The organism is Pseudomonas peradeniyensis (assembly GCF_014268935.2).
In the GTDB taxonomy this organism is placed as follows: domain Bacteria; phylum Pseudomonadota; class Gammaproteobacteria; order Pseudomonadales; family Pseudomonadaceae; genus Aquipseudomonas; species Aquipseudomonas peradeniyensis.
On the sequence record NZ_JABWRJ020000005.1, the window covers coordinates 463,785 to 482,723 of the forward strand.

An 18,939-nucleotide genomic window follows, 5' to 3' on the forward strand; every position below is an offset into this window, starting at 1 on the left:
ATGAACGAGACGCCATTGATGGCGATGGCCCAGCGTTTTCTCTCGGCGCTGAAACATTGCCAGGTATTGCAGATGCGCGTGCACCACGCCGATGCCGACGGCATGACGCTGGTGCTGCCCTGGTCGCCGGCCATTGTCGGCAATCCGCAGAACGGCGCGGTGCACGGCGGCGTGCTGACCACGTTGATGGACACCACCTGCGGCATGGCCACGCTCTGCGCGCTGCCGCGTTTCGAGGTTTGCCCGACCCTGGACCTGCGCATCGACTACATGCACACGGCCGAGGCCGGCAAGGACATCTACGGCCACGCCCAGTGCTACCGGGTGACCCGCGATGTCATCTTCACCCGCGGCACGGCCTACCAGGACGACCCCTCGCAACCAATCTGCCAGGTGGTCGGCACCTTCATGCGCCTGGGGCAGGACGTCAAGGGTGGCATCCGCTTCGGCAACAGCCTCAAGGAGGGCCGCGCGTGATTCCCGCCGACATCCGTCAACAGCTGAACCAGGCCCATGCCCGGGGCGACTACCAGCCCCTGCTGGCGTTGATCCCGTATGCCGGGCTGATCGGCATCGAATGCGAGCGCCAGGGCGACGACCTGCTGTTCCGTCTGCCGGCCAATCCCGACAACATCGGCAACCCGTTGCTGCCGGCGATTCATGGTGGCGTGATCGCCGGCTTCATGGAACTGTCGGCCGCGCTCTACCTGCTGATCTACAGCGAGAGCGCGAGTATTCCGAAGATCATCGATTTCTCCATCGACTATCTGCGCGCCGGGCATTTTCGCGACACCTACGCCCAATGCCAGCTATGGCGCCAGGGGCGGCGGGTGACCAACGTAGCCATCACTGCCTGGCAGGGCGATCGCGACACGCCGATCGCCACGGCGCGCGCGCATTTCAAGATCGAACCGGAAAAGCCCTTGAAATAGTCAGGGCTGCCCCCATCTGTTGGACATCCGCCATCAAAAGCAGGCCAGACGGCCGCCAGGCGCCAACAACCAACAGATTGGAGTTTTGAAGACCATGAGTGTGGAGACTCAAAAAGAAACCCTGGGCTTCCAGACCGAGGTAAAGCAGCTGCTGCACCTCATGATCCATTCCCTGTATTCGAACAAGGAGATCTTCCTGCGCGAGCTGGTCTCCAACGCCTCCGACGCCGTCGACAAGCTGCGTTTCGAGGCCCTGGCCAAGCCCGAGCTGCTCGAAGGTGGCGCCGAACTGAAGATCCGCGTGAGCTTCGACAAGGCCGCCAATACCGTGACCCTCGAGGACAACGGTATCGGCATGAGCCGTGAAGACGTCATCGCCCACCTGGGCACCATTGCCAAGTCCGGCACCGCCGACTTCATGAAGAACCTTACCGGTGACCAGAAGAAGGACTCGCACCTGATCGGTCAGTTCGGCGTGGGCTTCTACTCCGCGTTCATCGTTGCCGACAAGGTCGATGTGTTCAGCCGTCGTGCCGGGCTGCCGGCCGCCGAAGGCGTGCACTGGTCGTCCAAGGGCGAGGGCGACTTCGAAGTTGCCACGGTCGACAAGCCAGAGCGCGGCACCCGTATTGTCCTGCACCTGAAGAAGGGCGAGGACGAGTTCGCCGATGGCTGGCGCCTGCGCAACATCATCAAGAAATACTCCGATCACATCGCCTTGCCGATCGAGCTGCCGAAGGAGCAATCCGCCGCCGAGGGTGAGGAGCAGCCGGCGCAGGAGTGGGAAACCGTCAACCGCGCCAGCGCCCTGTGGACCCGTTCGCGTACCGAGGTCAAGGACGAGGAATACCAGGAGTTCTACAAGCACATCGGTCATGACTTCGAGAATCCGCTGGCCTGGAGCCACAACAAGGTCGAAGGCAAGCTGGAGTACAACTCGCTGCTGTACGTGCCGGCCCGCGCACCATTCGACCTGTACCAGCGCGAAGCGCCACGCGGCCTGAAGCTGTACGTGCAGCGCGTGTTCATCATGGACCAGGCCGAGTCGTTCCTGCCGTTGTACCTGCGCTTCATCAAGGGCGTGGTCGACTCCAACGACCTGTCGCTGAACGTTTCCCGCGAGATCCTGCAGAAGGATCCGATCATCGATTCGATGAAGACCGCGCTGACCAAGCGCGTGCTGGACATGCTGGAGAAGCTGGCGAAGAACGAGCCCGAGCAGTACAAGGGCTTCTGGAAGAACTTTGGCCAGGTGCTGAAGGAAGGCCCAGCCGAGGACTTCGCCAACAAGGAGAAGATCGCCAGCCTGCTGCGCTTTGCCTCCACCCATGACGACAGCGGCGAGCAGAGCGTCGCCCTGGCCGACTACCTGGCCCGCGCCAAGGAAGGCCAGGACAAGATCTACTTCCTGACCGGCGAATCCTACGCCCAGGTCAAGAACAGCCCGCACCTTGAAGTCTTCCGCAAGAAAGGCATCGAAGTGCTGCTGCTGACCGACCGCATCGACGAGTGGCTGATGAGCTACCTCAGCGAGTTCGATGGCAAGGCCTTCGTCGACGTCGCCCGTGGCGACCTGGACCTGGGCAAGCTGGACTCCGAAGAGGACAAGAAGGCCCAGGAAGAAGTCGCCAAGGACAAGGAAGGCCTGGTCGAGCGCCTGAAGGGCGCGCTGGGTGACAGCGTGGCCGAAGTGCGTGTCTCGCACCGTCTGACCGACTCGCCGGCGATCCTGGCCATCGGCGAACAGGACCTGGGCCTGCAGATGCGCCAGATCCTCGAAGCCAGCGGGCAGAAGGTGCCGGAGTCCAAGCCGATCTTCGAGTTCAACCCGACCCACCCACTGATCGAGAAGCTCGATGGCGAGCAGAGCGAAGACCGCTTCGCCGAGCTTTCGCACATCCTGTTCGACCAGGCGGCCCTGGCGGCCGGCGACAGCCTGAAGGACCCGGCGGCCTATGTGCGTCGCCTCAACAAGCTGCTGGTCGAGCTGTCCGCTTGATCTGACGCAGACAAAGCCCGCTTCGGCGGGCTTTTTCATTTCTGGCGGGGAGTCACCTGTGGAAGCGGGCCTGCCCCGCGATGTCCCCTTCGCGGGGCAAGCCCGCTCCCACGAATACATCTATCATGTGCTGACCCGTGAAGCCCAAGGAGAGCTGAATGAGCAAGGTCATCGTCGAATCGCTGGTCTATCACCTGTCAGGCAAAGCCTACGAGAGCCGTCTGGTCTACACCCAGGGCGCGCTGCCGCAGCCGGGGCTGGTGATGGCGCCGAACTGGATGGGTATCGGTGAGGGCGCCGAACGTATCGCCAAGGAAGTGGCCGAGCAAGGCTATGTGGTGTTGATCGCCGACCTGTACGGCCAGTCGGTGCGCCCGTCCAATGCTGACGAGGCGGGCGCGGCGATGATGCCGCTGAAGAACGATCGCGCCGAGCTGCGCAAGCGCATGCAGGAGGCGCTGGCGCAGTTGGTGGGGCAATCGAAGGCCTTGCTGGAGCCCGGCAAGGTGGCCACCTTCGGCTTCTGCTTCGGCGGCTGCTGCGCCCTGGAGTTGGCCCGTACCGGCGCTGACCTGAAGGCGGCAGTGTCATTCCATGGCACCCTGGACACGCCAAACCCTGAGGATGCCAAGCGTATCAAAGGCTCGGTGTTGGTCCTTCATGGCGCCTCTGACCCGCTGGTGCCCAAAGAGCAGCTACCGGCCTTCGAGGAGGAGATGAACGCCGCTAAAGTCGACTGGCAGTTGCTCAGCTACGGCGGGGCGGTGCATTCGTTCACCGATCCGAACGCCAATGTGCCGGGCAAGATGCAGTATGACCGGCGTACGTCCGAGCGGGCGTTCCGCTCGATGCATAACCTGCTCAAGGAAGTGTTCGCAGGCTGAACGCTCAGGGGCCTGCTGCGCAGGCCCATCGCCGGCAAGCCGGCTCCCACAAGAAGCAACGCAACTCCCTGTGGGAGCCGGCTTGCCGGCGATGGGCCGCAAAGCGGCCCCGGTCAGCGCGGCAATTCGATCCGCCCGCTTTCTCCCGGCACCCCCGGCCAATCCCCGGCCGCCCAGCGCGCCCGCGCCGACTCTATCAATGCCGGGTCACTGGCCACAAAATTCCAGTTCATCCGCCGCGGCCCATCCAGCGGCGCGCCGCCGATCAGCACCAGTTGGCACTCATCCTCGGCATACAAGCTCACGGCTTCGCCCTCAGGCAGCACGACCAGGCTGCATGGCTCGACTTCCTCGTTATCCAGCATCAACTCGCCTTCGAGCAGATACAGGGCGCGCTGTGCATGTTCCGGCGGCACGATCAGTGTGGTGGCCGGCTGCATGCGCACATGGGCATAGAGCGTGGGGGAGAGCACCGGCACTGGCGACTCCAGGCAAAAACCATTGCCGGCAATCATGCGGATCTGCACACCCAGGCTGTCACTTAACGGCAGGCTCGCCGCCGGATGATGGCTGTAGCTCGGCTTACCCTGCTCGTGCTCGCGGGGCGACGCCAGCCAGACCTGCAGCCCGTGCAGTCTTGAACCCTTGGCCAGCAGATCGGCCGGCGTGCGCTCGACATGCGCCACGCCTGCGCCGGCGGTCATCCAACTGACATCGCCCGGCTGTACATGCTGGTCCGAACCCAGGCTGTCCTTGTGCTGGATTTCACCCTCGAAAAGGTAGGTGAGGGTGGACAGGCCGATATGCGGATGCTGGCGAATGTCCATGCCATGCCCCGGCGCGTAGTCGGTTTCCAGCATATGGTCGAAGAACACGAAGGGGCCGACGCTGCGGCACTGCGCCGAGGGCAGCGGGCGCAGGATCGGCTGGCCCTCGACCGATTCGGCACGTGGGCGGATGACCAGGGGACTGCTCATGGCGAAACTCCTTGTGGGATGCCTGCAAGCATAGCGTTTCGCCGTCCGTGGCTGAACCGTCGCGGACGCTGCCCGGTCTACTCTTGCGGGACCGGCAAAGGAGGCTCCGATGATCGCCCGCACACTGGCTTGCCTGCTGCTGAGCACAGGCCTGTTCGACGCCGCGCAGGCCCGCGACTACCGCTACAGCGACGCGCACCTGCACTATGTGGACTTCTTCCAGGAAACCGAGGGCATGCCGGCATTGCTCAAGGCCATGGACGCAGCTGGGGTCGAGCAGTCGATGATCTCCGGCATCCCGGTGGCCAAGAAGTGGCATGAGGACGAGCCCAAGCGCCCGCGCTATTACGCCGGCGACGACGCCGACGCCTACTGGTACAGCGCCACCGACCTGTATGTCGCTGCCGCGTTGCAGAAGCTGCCAGCAGAGCAGCGCCGTCGCTTCCACCCGTTCCTCACCGGCTTCAATCCGGTGGACAAGAACGCCGTCAGCCATATCGAGCGCATGCTCGAGCTCTACCCGGGGTTGTGGCAGGGCATCGGCGAGGTCTTCACCCGCCACGACGACCTCACCGCCCTGACCAGCGGCGACACGCCGCGGGCCAACAATGAAGCCATGACCCGTATCTACCACCTGGCCGCCGAGCGCGACCTGCCGGTGCTGGTGCATTCGAACCTCACCTCCAAGCGCGAGCGCAACCCGCTGTACCTGGCCGAGATCGAGGAACCGCTGCGTAACCACCCGCATACCCGCTTCATCTGGGCGCATGCTGGCAGCAGCCTGGAGATTCACCGGCACCAGGAGCAGATGGATTTTCTCCTGCCGGTGCTGACCCGGCTGCTGGAGGACTACCCGAACCTGTATGTCGACCTGTCCTGGAGCGTCCTCGAGCCCTACCTGCTCGACCCGCAGGGTGCACCGCGCCAGGACTGGGTGGCGTTGGTCGAGCGCTTCCCACAGCGCTTCGTGCTCGGCTCCGATCTTGTGGGGCGGTTCGACAGCCTGGGTGAGCAGATGCACGGTTTCGACCCCTTCCTCGATGCCTTGCCGGCAGCGGTGGCGGAGCAGGTGAGTCGGACAAATTTTCTCAATCTGCTGCCAAAAGCGGCGAAGTAGCGCGTTTTAGCAGCAGATAGCTTTTTGATATCGCCTTTTCGTCTTACGCAATTTCCAGGCGGCCCGATACCTTCATTAAGCGACGGAACAACGCTTTTGGGAGGGATCCTGGAAATGAGCCTGAGACGCTTGAATATCGCCCCGCGCGCGGGACTGGGCTTCGGCATCATGGCGCTGCTGGTGGTGGCGCTGGGCGGCTTCGCGCTGCAGCAGATGACCAGCATGCGCCAGCAGTCCGAGCAGGTCGACAACAACTGGTTGCCGAGCGTGATCTCGGTGGGCCGCATGACCCAGGACATGCTGCGCATCCGCGCCTTGACCCTGCGCCTGCTGGTCAACACCGACCCGGCGGCCCAGCAGCAGAACCGTGCCCGCATCGAAGAGATCAAGGGCGGCCTGAGCAAGGCCCAGAACCATTACGATGGGTTGATCGTGCTGCCTGAGGAGCGGACCTTGTTCGACCGCTACCAGGTCCTCGAGCGCCAGTACATGATCTTGCAGGGGCAGGTGGTACAGCTGGCCACCGATGGGCATGTCCAGGCGGCGGCGGCGCTGGTCAACGGCGAGATGAACCAGCTGGCCGACCAGATGACCGCCACGCTCAACGAGCTGATCGAACTGAACAACCACCAGGCCAACTCCGCCACCGACCTGGCCGAGGCCGTGTACAACGGTGCGAAGGTGTGGGTCGGCGTGCTGCTGGTGATCGCCCTGAGCCTCACCGTGGTGCTCGCCCTGGCCCTGACCCGCAGCATCGTGCGGCCGCTCGGGCAGTCGCTGAAGGTGGCCGAGACGGTCGCCACGGGTGACCTCACGCCGCAGATCACCGTGCAGGGCGACGATGAGCCGGCGCGCCTGCTGGCGGCGCTCAAGAGCATGCAGCAGAGCCTGCGCGAAACCATCGGGCGGATTTCCGATTCGGCCAGTCAGCTGGCCTCGGCGTCCGAGGAGCTGAGCGCAGTCACCGAGGACGCTACCCGCGGCCTGCAGCAGCAGAGCATGGAAATCGAGCAGGCCGCGACCGCGGTCAACCAGATGACGGCGGCGGTGGAGGAGGTGGCGAGCAATGCGGTCGCCACTTCGGAGGCTTCCCGCGAGTCCGACCAGATCGCCCGCCGTGGGCGTGAGCAGGTGCAGGCCACGGTCACCGCCATCGAGGCGCTGGCCAATGGCGTGGCGGGTAACGCCGAAGAGGTAGGGCAGCTGGCCCAGCAGGTGCACGACATCAGCAAGGTGCTGGATGTAATTGGCTCGATCGCCGAGCAGACCAATCTGCTGGCGCTCAATGCCGCCATCGAGGCGGCGCGGGCCGGCGAGGCCGGGCGCGGGTTCGCCGTGGTTGCCGACGAGGTGCGGGCGCTGGCCCATCGCACGCAGTCCTCGACCCAGGAAATCGAGCAGATGATCGTGGCTATTCGCAGTGGGGCCGAGCGGGCCGTGCAGGGTATGCAGCACAGCGACGCCCAGGCCCGTTCGACCTTGGACGGCGCTCATGCCGCCGGCCAGGCGCTGGAAGCGATCGCAGCGGCCATCGGCCAGATCAACGAGCGCAACCTGGTGATCGCCAGTGCCTCGGAGCAGCAGGCCCAGGTGGCGCGGGAGGTGGATCGCAACCTGACCACCATCCGCGATTTGGCGCACCAGTCCTCGGCCGGGGCCGAGGAAACGTCCGCCGCAAGCCAGGCGCTGTCGCGGTTGGCGGTGGACCTGAACACCCTGGTGCAGCGGTTTTCGGTATAAGGGCCATCGCGGGGTACAAACAAAAACGCCCGGACCAGGGGCCGGGCGTTCTCGTTCAGCAGATCAAGCGATCACTTGCCAGTCCAGCGCTTGAGCACCAGGGTGGCGTTGGTGCCGCCGAAGCCGAAGCTGTTGCTCATGACCGTGTCGATCTTGGCGTTCTCTTCGGTCTTGCGCAGTACCGGCAGGTCGGCGACCTCCGGGTCCAGCTCGTCGATGTTGGCGGAGCCGGCGATGAAGTTGTTCTCCATCATCAGCAGGCAGTAGATCGCCTCGTGCACGCCCGCGGCGCCCAGCGAGTGGCCCGACAGGCTCTTGGTCGAGCTGATCTTCGGTGCCTTGTCGCCGAACACTTCACGCACGCCCTTCATCTCGGCGACGTCGCCGACCGGGGTGGAGGTGCCGTGGGTGTTCAGGTAGTCGATCGGGGTGTCGACGGTGGACAGCGCCTGCTGCATGCAGCGGATCGCGCCTTCGCCACTTGGGGCGACCATGTCGTAGCCGTCGGAAGTCGCGCCGTAGCCGACGATCTCGGCGTAGATCTTGGCGCCACGGGCCAGGGCATGTTCCAGCTCCTCGACCACCACCATGCCGCCGCCGCCGGCGATGACGAAACCGTCACGGTCGGCGTCGTAGGCGCGCGAGGCCAGTTCCGGGGTTTCGTTGCGCTTGGTCGACAGGGCGCCCATGGCGTCGAACAGGAACGACTGGCTCCAGTGCTCTTCTTCACCGCCACCGGCGAAGACGATGTCCTGCTTGCCCCACTGGATCTGCTCCAGGGCGGTGCCGATGCAGTGCGCGGAGGTGGCGCAGGCCGACGAGATCGAGTAGTTGATGCCCTTGATCTTGAACGGGGTGGCCAGGCACGCCGACACGGTGCTGCCCATGGTGCGGGTGACACGGTAGGGGCCGACGCGCTTGACGCCTTTTTCGCGCAGGGTGTCCAGGGCTTCCATCTGGTTCAGGGTGGAAGCGCCGCCGGAGCCGGCAACCAGGCCGGTACGCGGGTTGGAAACCTGTTCTTCGGTCAGGCCGGCGTCCTTGATCGCGTCCTGCATTGCCAGGTAGGCATAGGCGGCGGCGTGGCCGACGAAGCGATAGACCTTGCGGTCGATCAGCTCTTCGAGGTTGAGGTCGATGGAACCGGAAACCTGGCTACGCAGCCCCATTTCCTTGTATTCCGGGTTGTAACGGATACCCGGACGGCTGTTGCGCAGGTTTTCGGTGACGGTAGCTTTGTCATTGCCCAGGCACGATACGATGCCCAGACCAGTGATCACGACGCGGCGCATGCGAATAACCCTTAGAAATTGTCAGTGGAGGTGAACACGCCGACCCGCAGGCCTTCGGCGGTGTAGATCTCGCGACCGTCGACGCTGACCGAGCCATCGGCGATGGCCATGTTCAGCTTGCCCTTCAGGACGCGCTTGATATGAATGTTGTAGGTGACTTTCTTCGCTTCCGGCAGGACCTGGCCGAAGAATTTCACTTCGCCCGAACCCAGGGCACGGCCACGGCCCGGCAGGCCCTGCCAGCCGAGGAAGAAACCGACCAGCTGCCACATGGCGTCCAGGCCCAGGCAGCCCGGCATCACCGGATCGCCTTCGAAGTGGCAGGCGAAGAACCACAGGTCCGGATTGATATCCAGCTCGGCGACCAATTCACCTTTGCCGAACTTGCCGCCTTCCTCGCTGATATGGGTGATGCGATCGACCATCAGCATGTTCGGGGCGGGCAGTTGCGCATTACCGGGGCCGAACAGCTCACCGCGACTGCAGCGCAGCAGGTCTTCCCGAGTAAAGGCGTTTTGTTTGGTCATGCGAGCTCCTCAATAACCCCCTGCGGCAGGGGATGAATCTTCCCGGCCGGCCCGAAGCGCGTGGCATTCGAGGCGGCAGCCTACAGGTAGACTATTGCGTTGTGGTGAAAGTCACAGCGCACCTGGCAAAAGAAGTACAGGTGTGCACTGAAATGTTATTTTCCGGCCCTGAGGCGGTCCTGTCCAGTCCTTAAGACTGCCGCAATTTAGCATTTATCGCCAGTCGCGGCTGTCCGGCCCGGCAACCAGCGCTGCAGGATGCGTTGCAGATCAGTGCGTTTGAACGGTTTGCTCAGGTAATCGTTCATTCCGGCGGCCAGGCAGCGCTCGCGGTCGCCCTGCAATGCGCTGGCGGTCAGGGCGATGATCGGCAGGCCCTCGGTGCGCGGCAACTGGCGGATGCGGCGGGTGGCCTCGTAGCCGTCGACATTCGGCAGGCGGCAGTCCATCAGCACGGCGGCAAAGCGTTGCTGGCCGACCAGGTCGACCGCTTGGGCACCGTCCATGGCCAGGCTAACCTCGAAACCGAGGCTGCGCAGCATCGCCTCGATGACGCTTTGGTTGACCGGGTTGTCCTCCACCAGCAGGACGCGCCCACCGCCTTCGCCCATCGTGCCGGCCTGGGGCGCGGCGCCGGGCAGGGCGGCAGGCGCGCTGGCCAGGGCCAGCGGCATTTCCAGGGTGAAGGTCGAGCCCAGCCCCTCGCGACTCTCGCCGCGCAACTGGCCGCCCATGCGCTCGGCCAGGGTGCGGGCGATCGACAGGCCCAGGCCGGTGCCGCCGTAGCGCCGGGAAATGGTGTTGTCGGCCTGTTGGAAGGCCACGAACATCATCTCCAGGCGGTTGCTGTCGATGCCGATGCCGGTGTCGCGCACGGTGCAGGTCAGCCAGATCAGCTGGCGGTCGAGCACCTGCCAGCGGGCCTCGATGGCCACCTCGCCACGCTCGGTGAATTTCAGCGCATTGCCCACCAGGTTCAGCAGGATCTGGCGGATGCGCGTCGGATCGCCCACCACTTGCAGCTGGTTCATGCCCGGCGGCAACTGCAGGCGCAGGTCCAGGTTGCGCTGCTGGGCGCTGTGCTGGAACGACAGCACGCTGCTGGTGATCAGCTCGCCGAGGTTGAAGTCGATGTGCTCCAGCTCCAGGGTGGTGCGCTCGATCCGCGAGAAGTCGAGGATGTCGTTGATCACCTTGAGCAGGTGGCCGGTGGACTCGCTGGCCACGGCGGTGTAGTCGGCCTGCTCGCTGGTCAGCTCGGTGGTCTCCAGCAGTTGCAGCATGCCCAGCACGCCGTTCATGGGCGTGCGCAGCTCGTGGCTCATCATTGCCAGGAAGTCCGACTTGGCGCGGTTGGCCTGCTCGGCTTCTTCACGGGCCTGGATCAGCTGGCCCATGGCCTGTTGCTGTTCATGGGCGGCCTGGTCGAGGGCACTGGCCAGGTTGTTGATGTGCCGGGCCAGGTGGCCCAGCTCGCTGTCGTCGACCACCGGCAGCGGCGCGTTGAAGTCGCCCTGCTGGATCGCCCGGACCGCGTGGCCCATGTCGCTGATCGGCTTGGACAGGCTGGTGGCCAGGCGCCGCGCCAGCAGGAAGGTGAACAGCAGGGCGAACAGGGCGAGGATCGCGGCCTTGATCACGATCTCCTGCTGGCGCTGGCTGAAGGCGTCGTCGGACATGCCGACGATCACCCGACCGAGGTAGTCGTCGCCGATGTTCGGCGCCGGCGCCTTGCCCTGCAGGAAGTCATTGTCCAGGCGGATCTGCTGCAGGCGGATCGGCGCCTGGAACACCTCGACGCGTTGGGCGCGGCTGTGGCTTTCGTCGGGTTGCTCGACATACACCAGGATATGGTTGCGGCTGTCCTGCACCTCGAGGAAGCGCACGTGGGGAATGCTCAGGGTGGCGCGCATCAGACTCTCGAGCACCTCGTTGTTGCCCGAGATCACCCCATACTCCGAGGCTGGCGCCAACTGGTTGGCGATCAGTTGCCCGGTGTGGTTGAGTTCCTGGCGCAGGTCCTGGATCCGCACGAAGGTGAAGAAGCTGATCAGCAGCAGGGTCAGCAACAGGGCGGGGCCCAGGCTGATGATCTGGGTGCGGGTGTGGATGTCCCAGCTCAGGCGCTTGCTCATGGGGTGGAGGTTCCTTCGGCAAGGGCCAGGGCGGCGGCGATCGGGTCGATCGCCTCCAGGCCCAGGGCGCGGGCCACCTGCTGGTTGCCGCTGACACCGAAGTGCGCGGGGTAGAGGCTGCGCGGCCAGCGGGCCGGCGACAGGTCGAGCAGTTGCCCGAGCACCGCCAGCCAGTCGTCCTGGTCGCTGTAGGTGCTGGCCAGGGCGCCGGCGCGGACAAAGCCGACGTTAGGCCCGATCAGCGCCATCTGCCGGCCATAGCTGCTGAGCAGCACGTTCTTGGCCGACTTGGAGTTGTACAGGTCAGGATCGTCCAGGCCGAGCAGTACGTCGCTGTTGCCGAGCAGGTCTTGCAGGGGACGGCTGTCGCGCAGGTCGGGCCAGTCCTGGGCGACGATCTCCAGACCCAGTGCACTGGCGGCCTGGCGCAGCTCTTCGAGCAGGAAACGGCTGTGTTCGCCGTAGAGCACGCCGATGCGTCGCGCCTGCGGCAACAGGTAACGCGCCAGGCGCAGCTGCCGGGCCAGGGGCGGATCGCTCCACAGCAGGGTCAGGTAGGCGGGGCGCGAGGTACCCAGGCGCTGTTCGATCTGGACCCGGCTGACCCGCAATGCCAGCGCCGCCGGCCCTGCGGATTCAGCCAGGCGCCACTCCAGGGCCGGGGTGTCGAGGAGGATCAGGCGGGTGTCGGCCTTGAGCTTGGCCGGGCTTGGCAGCTGCTCGACGGTCTGGAACCGCACCTGGTCGTTGGGACGACGTTTTTCCAGGGCCGTGACGAAGCTGCGGATGCCGGGCTGGTCCTCGGCGCCGACCAACAGGATTTCGCTGGCGGACAGCGATCCCAGGGGCCAGAGGCACAGCAGCAACAGGCGCAGCAGACGGACCATCAGAATTCCAGCTCCGCGCTGACGCTCAGGCGGTGGCGGCTGTCGTAACGGTTCTGTTCCAGGGTGACCGGCTCGTCATCCAGGCGCTGCTGCCATAGCGCAGCCAGCTCCAGGTTGCTGCCCTGCACCTTGAAACGCTTGGCCAGGCGCAGGTCGACCCGTTCGTAACGGTAACCATTGAGGGCGTCGTCACCGTAGTAGAAGAGGGCGCTGGACCAACCTTCGCCCCAGTCGCGCAGCCAGCCGGCCGAACCGCTGTTGCGGGCGCTCAGGCGCCGGTCGTTGGGGTTGCTGGCCCAGGCGTCGACGTAGGCGTAGGTCAGGCGCAGGCGGTCGCGCTGGGTGGCGCGCCAGTCGAACTGCGCCTCGCTGCCGCTGAAGCGCGCCTTGTTGGCGTTGCTGGCGATGTACTGGTTGTTCTTCAACGGCTCGCTGATCATCCCGGTGATCTCGTCGTAGAACAGTTTCACGTCCATGCTCAGGTCGAGGTCGGTGAAATAGCCGTTGTAGCCGAGTTCACGCGAGCGCATGCGTTCCTGGTCGAGGTTGCCCGGGCCGCGGGTCTTGACGAAGTATTCGCCGTTCTGCAGGCCGTAGCGGTTGGGCGTGAGGTTCTTGACCGTGTAGCTCCAGTTGACGTTGTTCTCGAACATGTCCGGCGAGCGGATCGCCTCGGAATACACTGCGCGCAGGCCGTGGCGCGGGGTGATCAGGTAGTTCACCGCCACCCGTGGCGTGAGCGAGTTGCCCGACAGCTGCGAGTGCTCGTGCATCGCCCCGCCCTGGACGATCCAGTGTTCGTCGATACGCCATTCGAGCTGGCCGAACAGACGCCAGGTCTGGTCGTCGATGCTGCCGTTGAAGTAGGTCTGCGAGTCGGCCTTGTCGTAGCGGTAGTTCATGCCGGTGACCAGGCGCAGACTGTCGGTCAGGCTCAGGGTGTCCTGGATTTCCAGGTCGTAGCGGGTCTCGCGGGTGCTCTGGTCGACGTCGCCGCAGATCGTGTTGCGGCCACCGTTGGCCCATTGGTCCTGCACCTGGCCCATCAGCGAGTTGAGTTCGGGGTTGGTGCTGCTGGGCAGGTTGCCGGTAAACAAATTGCGGGCGACTTTCTCGGCGAAGTTCGGATCGAGCTGCCACAGGCGGGTAAGCTCAGGGCTGAAGGCGATCGCCGCATCACAGGCGCGCCACACCTGCTGACGGTCGAAGTGTTGGGCCGAACCCTGCACATACAGGCTGTGCTCGGGGTTCAGGTCGAGGTTCCAACGCACCGAACCTGCGTAGTCCTTGGCGTTGACATCGGCGTTGTCGCCGGCGCGGTAGTTGCCGAACACCGGCTGGTAGGTATAGGGCCGCTGGTTGCTGCCTTCCTTGGCCGCCAGTTGCCATTCCAGGGTCTGGTTCGGCGCCAGGGTGTGGCTGGCGTTGAGGTTGACGCGGTTGAGCCGGCGGCTGTCGCGGTAGTCGCGGCCGAACTGGTCGTGGTCGAAGCCATCGTCCTGCTGGCCGGAGAGCGACAGGCGCAGGTCGCCGCTGTCCCAGCCAAAGCCCTGGCTTGCGTAGTAATCGTTGATACCATCCTGGCCGCGGGTCAGCTTGACCCGCGTGCCATGGCTGTCGGCCGGGTTGCGGGTGAGGATGTTGACCACCGCCATCAGCGCGTTGGCGCCGTAGCTGACGGTGTTGGGGCCGCGGAACACCTCGATGCGCTCGATGTCCTCGATCGCCACCGGGATATCGCTCCAGTCCACCGTGGCCAGGCCCGCGCGGTACACCGAGCGGCCGTCGATCAGCACCTGCATGCGCCGGGCGTCGCTGACATTGCTGCCGTGGTAGTTGACCGTCGGCTGGTTGCCGGCGCCGTAGCCGATCATCATCCCCGGCACCAGGCGCAGCAGTTCGGGGATGTCGCGGGCGCCGCTGGCCCGGATCAGCTCGTTGTCGAGCACGGTCATGCTGCCCGGGACCGCCGCCGGGGATTGTTTCAGGCGCGTGGCGGTCAGAACCTGCGGCAGGTCCTGGTTGTCGATGAACAGGTCGTCGGCCACGGCCGGGCCGCCCAGCAAGGCAGTCAACAAAATCAGGCGTGGATAGGGAGGCGTGCCAGGGAACACGAAACGGCCTTGTTTCAGAAATGAATCAGGCATGTTAACCGACCGTACGGCTTTTGCCAGTGATTGGCGGATGGCCTATTGCCGCATCGCACCCCCTGAACTTTCTCTATTGTGTTCGGGTGCGTGGGAGCGGGCTTGCCCCGCGATGCATACGCACTGGTTCTGTCGCAACGGCACCGTATAATGCCCCGGTCGCCACTTACTTTATTGGTTAACGGATTGGATATGACTGAACAGCAACCTGTTGCGGTTCTTGGAGGCGGCAGCTTCGGCACCGCCGTGGCGAACCTCCTGGCCGAGAACGGCCATCCGGTGCGGCAGTGGATGCGCGACCCGGCGCAGGCCGAGGCGATGCGCGTCGATCGCGAGAATCCGCGCTACCTCAAGGGCATCCGCCTGCACGACGGTGTCGAACCGGTCAACGATCTGCTCGCTACCCTGCAGGGCAGCGCGCTGATCTTCGTCGCCTTGCCCTCCAGCGCCTTGCGCAGCGTGCTCGCCCCCCATGCCGAGCTGCTGCGCGGCAAGGGCCTGGTCAGCCTGACCAAGGGCATCGAGGCGCACACCTTCAAGCTGATGAGCCAGATCCTCGAAGAGATCGCCCCCCAGGCGCGCATCGGTGTGCTGTCAGGCCCCAACCTGGCCCGCGAGATCGCCGAGCATGCGCTGACCGCCACCGTGGTCGCCAGCGAGGACGAGGCGCTGTGCCAGCAGGTACAGGCCGTGCTGCATGGCCGTACCTTCCGCGTCTACGCCAGTGCCGACCGCTTCGGCGTCGAACTGGGCGGCGCGCTGAAGAACGTCTACGCCATCATCGCCGGCATGGCCGTGGCCCTGGGGATGGGCGAGAACACCAAGAGCATGCTGATCACCCGCGCCCTGGCCGAGATGACTCGCTTCGCCGTGAGCCAGGGCGCCAACCCCATGACCTTCCTGGGTCTGGCCGGGGTGGGTGACCTGATCGTCACCTGCTCTTCGCCCAAGAGCCGCAACTACCAGGTCGGCCATGCCCTGGGCCAGGGCCTGAGCCTGGAACAGGCGGTCAGCCGCCTGGGCGAGGTGGCCGAGGGCGTCAACACGCTCAAGGTGCTCAAGGCCAAGGCCCAGGAAGTGGGCGTGTACATGCCGCTGGTGGCGGGCCTGCACGCGATCCTGTTCGAAGGGCGCACGCTCAACCAGGTGATCGAGCACCTGATGCGTGCCGAACCCAAGACCGATGTCGATTTCATTTCCACCAGCGGTTTCAACTGAAGGAGCGACCCATGAACGATACTCCCGAGCGCGCCCAGCGCGAGTCGATCATCCTGCGGGTGCTGTGGATGCTGGTGTTCCTGGTGGCCTGGCAACTGGCCGAGCTGCTGCTCGGCGGCCTGGTGCTGGTGCAGCTGATCTACCGGCTGATCTACGGCGCGCCCAGCGCCAGCCTGATGAACTTCGGCGACAGCCTCAGCCAGTACCTGGCGCAGATCGGCCGCTTCGGCACTTTCCACTCCGACCAGAAGCCCTGGCCGTTCGCCGACTGGCCGACGCCACGCGCCCCGGAAGGCGAGGCGCCGCACGCCGTCGCCCCGGCAGCGCATCCGGTGCGTGACGAGGAGCCCAAGCTGTGAAGCTCTGGGTGCTGCGCCACGGCGAGGCGGAACCCCGGGCCAACAGCGATGCCGAGCGCCGCCTGACCGGCCACGGTCGCGAGCAGGTGCTGCGCAGCGCCGCGCATCTGCTCGGCCAGCCGTTGCAGGCGATCATCGCCAGCCCCTACGTGCGCGCCCAGCAGACCGCCGCCCTGGTGCACGGCGCACTGGGCTTTGCCGAACCGGTGCGCACGGTGCCCTGGCTGACGCCAGACAGCGACGTGCAGCAGGTGATCGGCGAAGTCGAACGCCTGGGGCTCGAGCATGTGCTGCTGGTCAGTCACCAGCCGCTGGTGGGCAGCCTGGTCGGTCTGCTCGAGCACGGCCACGGCCAGCAACCGGCGCCGCTGAGTACGGCTAGCCTGGCGGAGCTGGAGGGGGATTGGCCGCTGGCCGGGCTGATGACCCTGTGTAGCCTGCGTCATTCCGGCTGAGCCCTGGCAACTGGCATTTCTGTCAGTTGCCAGCCGGGAGACGGCCCAAGTAGCGTGGCGCGGTGAATGATTCATGGGCCCGTACTGGCACAGGGAGTGAAGAGTGAGCCGTTATCGCATGGCGCTGGTGCGCTCGGTCGACCCGCAATGGCTGCTCGACAAGCTGACGGAGGATCACCGGCTGGATTTCGCCGAGTACCGCCTGATGCAGGACATCGCCGATGCCAAGCTCGACCAGTTGATTCGCCGTTTCGAAGGCCAGCATGAGTTCGAGCAACTGCGCCAGGCCAGCATTCGCATGGCCCACCTGCTGCAGACCAGCTGCCTGGCCCTGCGCCGGCTGGCTGACAATGAGGGCGACTGCAGCCTGGGCCGTCAGGCCCTGGAGTGGCAACTGGGCTACATGCAGGCCTGCCTGCACCGTTCGCTGGCCAGCCTCGAGCGCTGCTCGATGACCTGATCGCCACTGGCGATGACCTATCCGAACGTTGCCGCCGAGGTTCGGCTTGCCGACAATGGGCCATCCATCCCCGTGCAGAGCAGGCGGCCATGTCGCAGCAGATCTTCTTCGCCCACGCCAACGGCTTCCCTTCGGCCACCTACGGCAAGCTGTTCGCCGCCCTGGGGCCGGACTACGAGGTCCGCCACCTGGCGCAGCACGCCCACGATCCGCGTTTTCCGGTCAACGACAACTGGCAGAACCTGGTGGACGAACTGCTGCATCACCTCGAACAGCAGGACGCGCCGGTGTGGGGTGTCGGCCACTCGCTGGGCGGCGTGCTGCACCTGCATGCGGCGCTGCGCCGTCCGGAGTTCTACCGCGGGGTGGTGATGCTCGACTCGCCGGTGCTGACCCGCGCGGACGAGTGGCTGATCCAGGCCGCCAAGCGCCTGGGCTTCATCGACCGAATTACCCCGGCCGGGCGCACCCTGGGCCGGCGCGAGGCATTTCCCGACCGCGACAGCGCGCGCAACTATTTTGCCGGCAAGACCCTGTTCCGCCACTTCGACCCGGACTGCCTTGAAGCCTACCTGGAACATGGCCTGGAGCAGGGCGAGGAAGGCCTGCGCCTGCGCTTCGACCCGGCCACCGAGATCAGCATCTACCGCAGCATTCCCCATGTCAGCCCGGCGCGGCCGCGCCAGTTGCAGGTGCCGCTGGCGATGGTGCGCGGCGCCCAGAGCCGGGTGATCCGCAAGCACCATGCCCTGGCCGTGCGCGCCATGGCCAAGGGCGAGTACCACAGCCTGCCGGGCGGGCACATGTTCCCGCTGGAGCGGCCCACCGACACCGCCGGCCTGATCAAGGGCCTGTTCGACCGCTGGAGCCAGGCATGAGCGCCCAGGTCGAGGAGATCCGCCTGACGCTCGGCCATATCGAGCTGGCCGCGCACCTGTTTGGCCCGGCCGACGGCCTGCCGGTGATCGCCCTGCACGGCTGGCTGGACAACGCCAACAGCTTCGCCCGCCTGGCGCCGCAACTGCAGGGGCTGCGCATCGTCGCCCTGGACCTGGCCGGGCATGGCTATTCCGAACATCGCCCGGTCGGTGCTGGCTACGCCCTGGCCGACTACGCCCATGACGTGCTGCGGGTTGCCGAGCAACTGGGCTGGGAGCGCTTCGGCCTGCTCGGGCATTCGCTGGGTGCGATCATCTCGGTGCAACTGGCCGGGGCCTTGCCCGAACGGGTCAGCCACCTGGCGCTGATCGACGGGGTGATCCCGCCGACGCTCAGCGAACAGGACGCCGCCGAGCGCTTGGGGCTGGCGCTGCAGGCGCAACTGCGCCTGGAAGGCAAGCGCAAATCGGTGTACGCCACCCTGGAGGAGGGCGTCGAGGCGCGCATGAAGGGCATGGTCGCGGTCAGCCGTGAAGCCGCCGAACTGCTGGCCCAGCGCGGCCTGATGCCGGTGCCCGGCGGCTACAGCTGGCGCAGCGACAGCCGCCTGACCTTGCCCTCGCCAACGCGCCTGAACCAGGACCAGGCGATGGCCTTCGTCAAGCGCATCGCCTGCCCGACCTGCCTGGTGGTGGCCGCCGACGGCATGCTGGCGCGTCACACGCAACTGCTGGAGCAGCTACCCTTCGAGCAGGTGACCTTGCCGGGCGGCCACCACCTGCACCTGAACGACGCCGAGGGCGCGGCCCTTGTCGCAGACTGTTTCAATCGCTTTTTTGGCATTCCTTGACTTGCACCGGACAAGTGTCGAGGCTTGGCGGGTTGAAAGGGAGACAACCATGTACATGCCAGACATCCACGCGTCTTGCCC

18 protein-coding genes and 1 pseudogene are annotated in these 18,939 nt (G+C 65.5%); 13 read left to right on the forward strand and 6 right to left on the reverse strand.

Translation table 11 applies throughout. The features are described 5' to 3' along the window. The 4 genes from HU751_RS26225 to HU751_RS26240 all read left to right on the forward strand — a co-directional run bounded on the left by HU751_RS26225 (position 1) and on the right by HU751_RS26240 (position 3,815). The gene (locus HU751_RS26225; RefSeq protein ID WP_186734735.1) at positions 1-477 is read left to right on the forward strand and encodes a PaaI family thioesterase; all 477 of its coding nucleotides are present in this window, start codon (positions 1-3) and stop codon (positions 475-477) included. Then, on the forward strand, positions 474-932 hold the full coding sequence (locus HU751_RS26230; protein ID WP_050706515.1) for a PaaI family thioesterase: 459 nt from the start codon (positions 474-476) through the stop codon (positions 930-932). The genes HU751_RS26225 and HU751_RS26230 overlap by 4 nt, the downstream gene beginning before the upstream one ends. A 94-nt stretch (positions 933-1,026) precedes the next feature. Then, entirely contained in the window at positions 1,027-2,931 is a 1,905-nt protein-coding gene (gene htpG, locus HU751_RS26235) for a molecular chaperone HtpG (RefSeq protein ID WP_186734734.1), read from the forward strand. A 158-nt stretch (positions 2,932-3,089) separates the two neighbouring features. Further along, complete coding sequence (locus tag HU751_RS26240; protein WP_186734733.1) at positions 3,090-3,815, forward strand: dienelactone hydrolase family protein; 726 nt, start codon at positions 3,090-3,092, stop codon at positions 3,813-3,815. A gap of 113 nt (positions 3,816-3,928) precedes the next feature. Here HU751_RS26240 and HU751_RS26245 read toward each other — a convergent pair whose 3' ends face one another. After that, a complete protein-coding gene (locus HU751_RS26245; RefSeq protein WP_186733889.1) occupies positions 3,929-4,792 on the reverse strand; it encodes a pirin family protein in 864 nt (287 codons plus the stop codon). A 109-nt stretch (positions 4,793-4,901) separates the two neighbouring features. Here HU751_RS26245 and HU751_RS26250 point away from each other — a divergent pair, with 109 nt between their 5' ends. The 3 genes and pseudogenes from HU751_RS26250 (at position 4,902) to HU751_RS27405 (ending at position 7,649) form a co-directional block, all read left to right on the forward strand. After that, a complete protein-coding gene (locus HU751_RS26250) occupies positions 4,902-5,909 on the forward strand; it encodes an amidohydrolase family protein (protein WP_186733890.1) in 1,008 nt (335 codons plus the stop codon). Between the two features lie 114 nt (positions 5,910-6,023). Next, positions 6,024-6,794, forward strand: a pseudogene (locus tag HU751_RS27400) (MCP four helix bundle domain-containing protein); the annotation flags it as partial. A 114-nt stretch (positions 6,795-6,908) separates the two neighbouring features. Continuing rightward, entirely contained in the window at positions 6,909-7,649 is a 741-nt protein-coding gene (locus HU751_RS27405; protein WP_437181065.1) for a methyl-accepting chemotaxis protein, read from the forward strand. A gap of 71 nt (positions 7,650-7,720) precedes the next feature. Here HU751_RS27405 and fabB read toward each other — a convergent pair whose 3' ends face one another. From fabB to HU751_RS26280, 5 genes are all read right to left on the reverse strand, one after another. Continuing rightward, positions 7,721-8,941: a beta-ketoacyl-ACP synthase I gene (gene fabB / locus HU751_RS26260; protein WP_028690472.1), complete on the reverse strand. Its 1,221-nt coding sequence runs from the start codon at positions 8,939-8,941 to the stop codon at positions 7,721-7,723. 11 nt (positions 8,942-8,952) lie between these two features. Beyond that, positions 8,953-9,468: a 3-hydroxyacyl-[acyl-carrier-protein] dehydratase FabA gene (gene fabA / locus HU751_RS26265; protein WP_186733892.1), complete on the reverse strand. Its 516-nt coding sequence runs from the start codon at positions 9,466-9,468 to the stop codon at positions 8,953-8,955. A gap of 206 nt (positions 9,469-9,674) precedes the next feature. Then, a complete protein-coding gene (locus HU751_RS26270; RefSeq protein ID WP_186733893.1) occupies positions 9,675-11,603 on the reverse strand; it encodes a response regulator in 1,929 nt (642 codons plus the stop codon). Continuing rightward, complete coding sequence (locus tag HU751_RS26275) at positions 11,600-12,490, reverse strand: ABC transporter substrate-binding protein (protein ID WP_186733894.1); 891 nt, start codon at positions 12,488-12,490, stop codon at positions 11,600-11,602. The genes HU751_RS26270 and HU751_RS26275 overlap by 4 nt, the downstream gene beginning before the upstream one ends. Continuing rightward, complete coding sequence (locus HU751_RS26280; RefSeq protein WP_177330854.1) at positions 12,490-14,637, reverse strand: TonB-dependent receptor plug domain-containing protein; 2,148 nt, start codon at positions 14,635-14,637, stop codon at positions 12,490-12,492. Before HU751_RS26280 ends, HU751_RS26275 begins: the two co-directional genes overlap by 1 nt. A 192-nt stretch (positions 14,638-14,829) precedes the next feature. On the opposite strand from HU751_RS26280, the gene HU751_RS26285 reads away from it, so the two are divergent. The 6 genes from HU751_RS26285 (at position 14,830) to HU751_RS26310 (ending at position 18,858) form a co-directional block, all read left to right on the forward strand. After that, positions 14,830-15,855, forward strand: coding sequence for an NAD(P)H-dependent glycerol-3-phosphate dehydrogenase (locus HU751_RS26285; RefSeq protein WP_186733895.1), 1,026 nt, complete (start codon positions 14,830-14,832; stop codon positions 15,853-15,855). A gap of 11 nt (positions 15,856-15,866) precedes the next feature. Then, positions 15,867-16,214, forward strand: coding sequence for a DUF4389 domain-containing protein (locus HU751_RS26290; RefSeq protein WP_186733896.1), 348 nt, complete (start codon positions 15,867-15,869; stop codon positions 16,212-16,214). Next, positions 16,211-16,669 carry a phosphohistidine phosphatase SixA gene (sixA, locus tag HU751_RS26295; RefSeq protein WP_186733897.1) on the forward strand — a complete coding sequence of 153 codons (459 nt, stop codon included), beginning with the start codon at positions 16,211-16,213 and terminating at the stop codon, positions 16,667-16,669. Before HU751_RS26290 ends, sixA begins: the two co-directional genes overlap by 4 nt. Positions 16,670-16,772: 103 nt before the next feature. Then, positions 16,773-17,129 carry a hypothetical protein gene (locus tag HU751_RS26300; RefSeq protein WP_186715656.1) on the forward strand — a complete coding sequence of 119 codons (357 nt, stop codon included), beginning with the start codon at positions 16,773-16,775 and terminating at the stop codon, positions 17,127-17,129. Between the two features lie 89 nt (positions 17,130-17,218). Further along, positions 17,219-18,007 (forward strand): alpha/beta fold hydrolase, encoded by a 789-nt coding sequence (locus HU751_RS26305; protein ID WP_186733898.1) that lies wholly within the window; start codon positions 17,219-17,221, stop codon positions 18,005-18,007. After that, complete coding sequence (locus HU751_RS26310; RefSeq protein WP_186733899.1) at positions 18,004-18,858, forward strand: alpha/beta hydrolase; 855 nt, start codon at positions 18,004-18,006, stop codon at positions 18,856-18,858. The genes HU751_RS26305 and HU751_RS26310 overlap by 4 nt, the downstream gene beginning before the upstream one ends. Positions 18,859-18,939 lie beyond the last annotated feature (81 nt).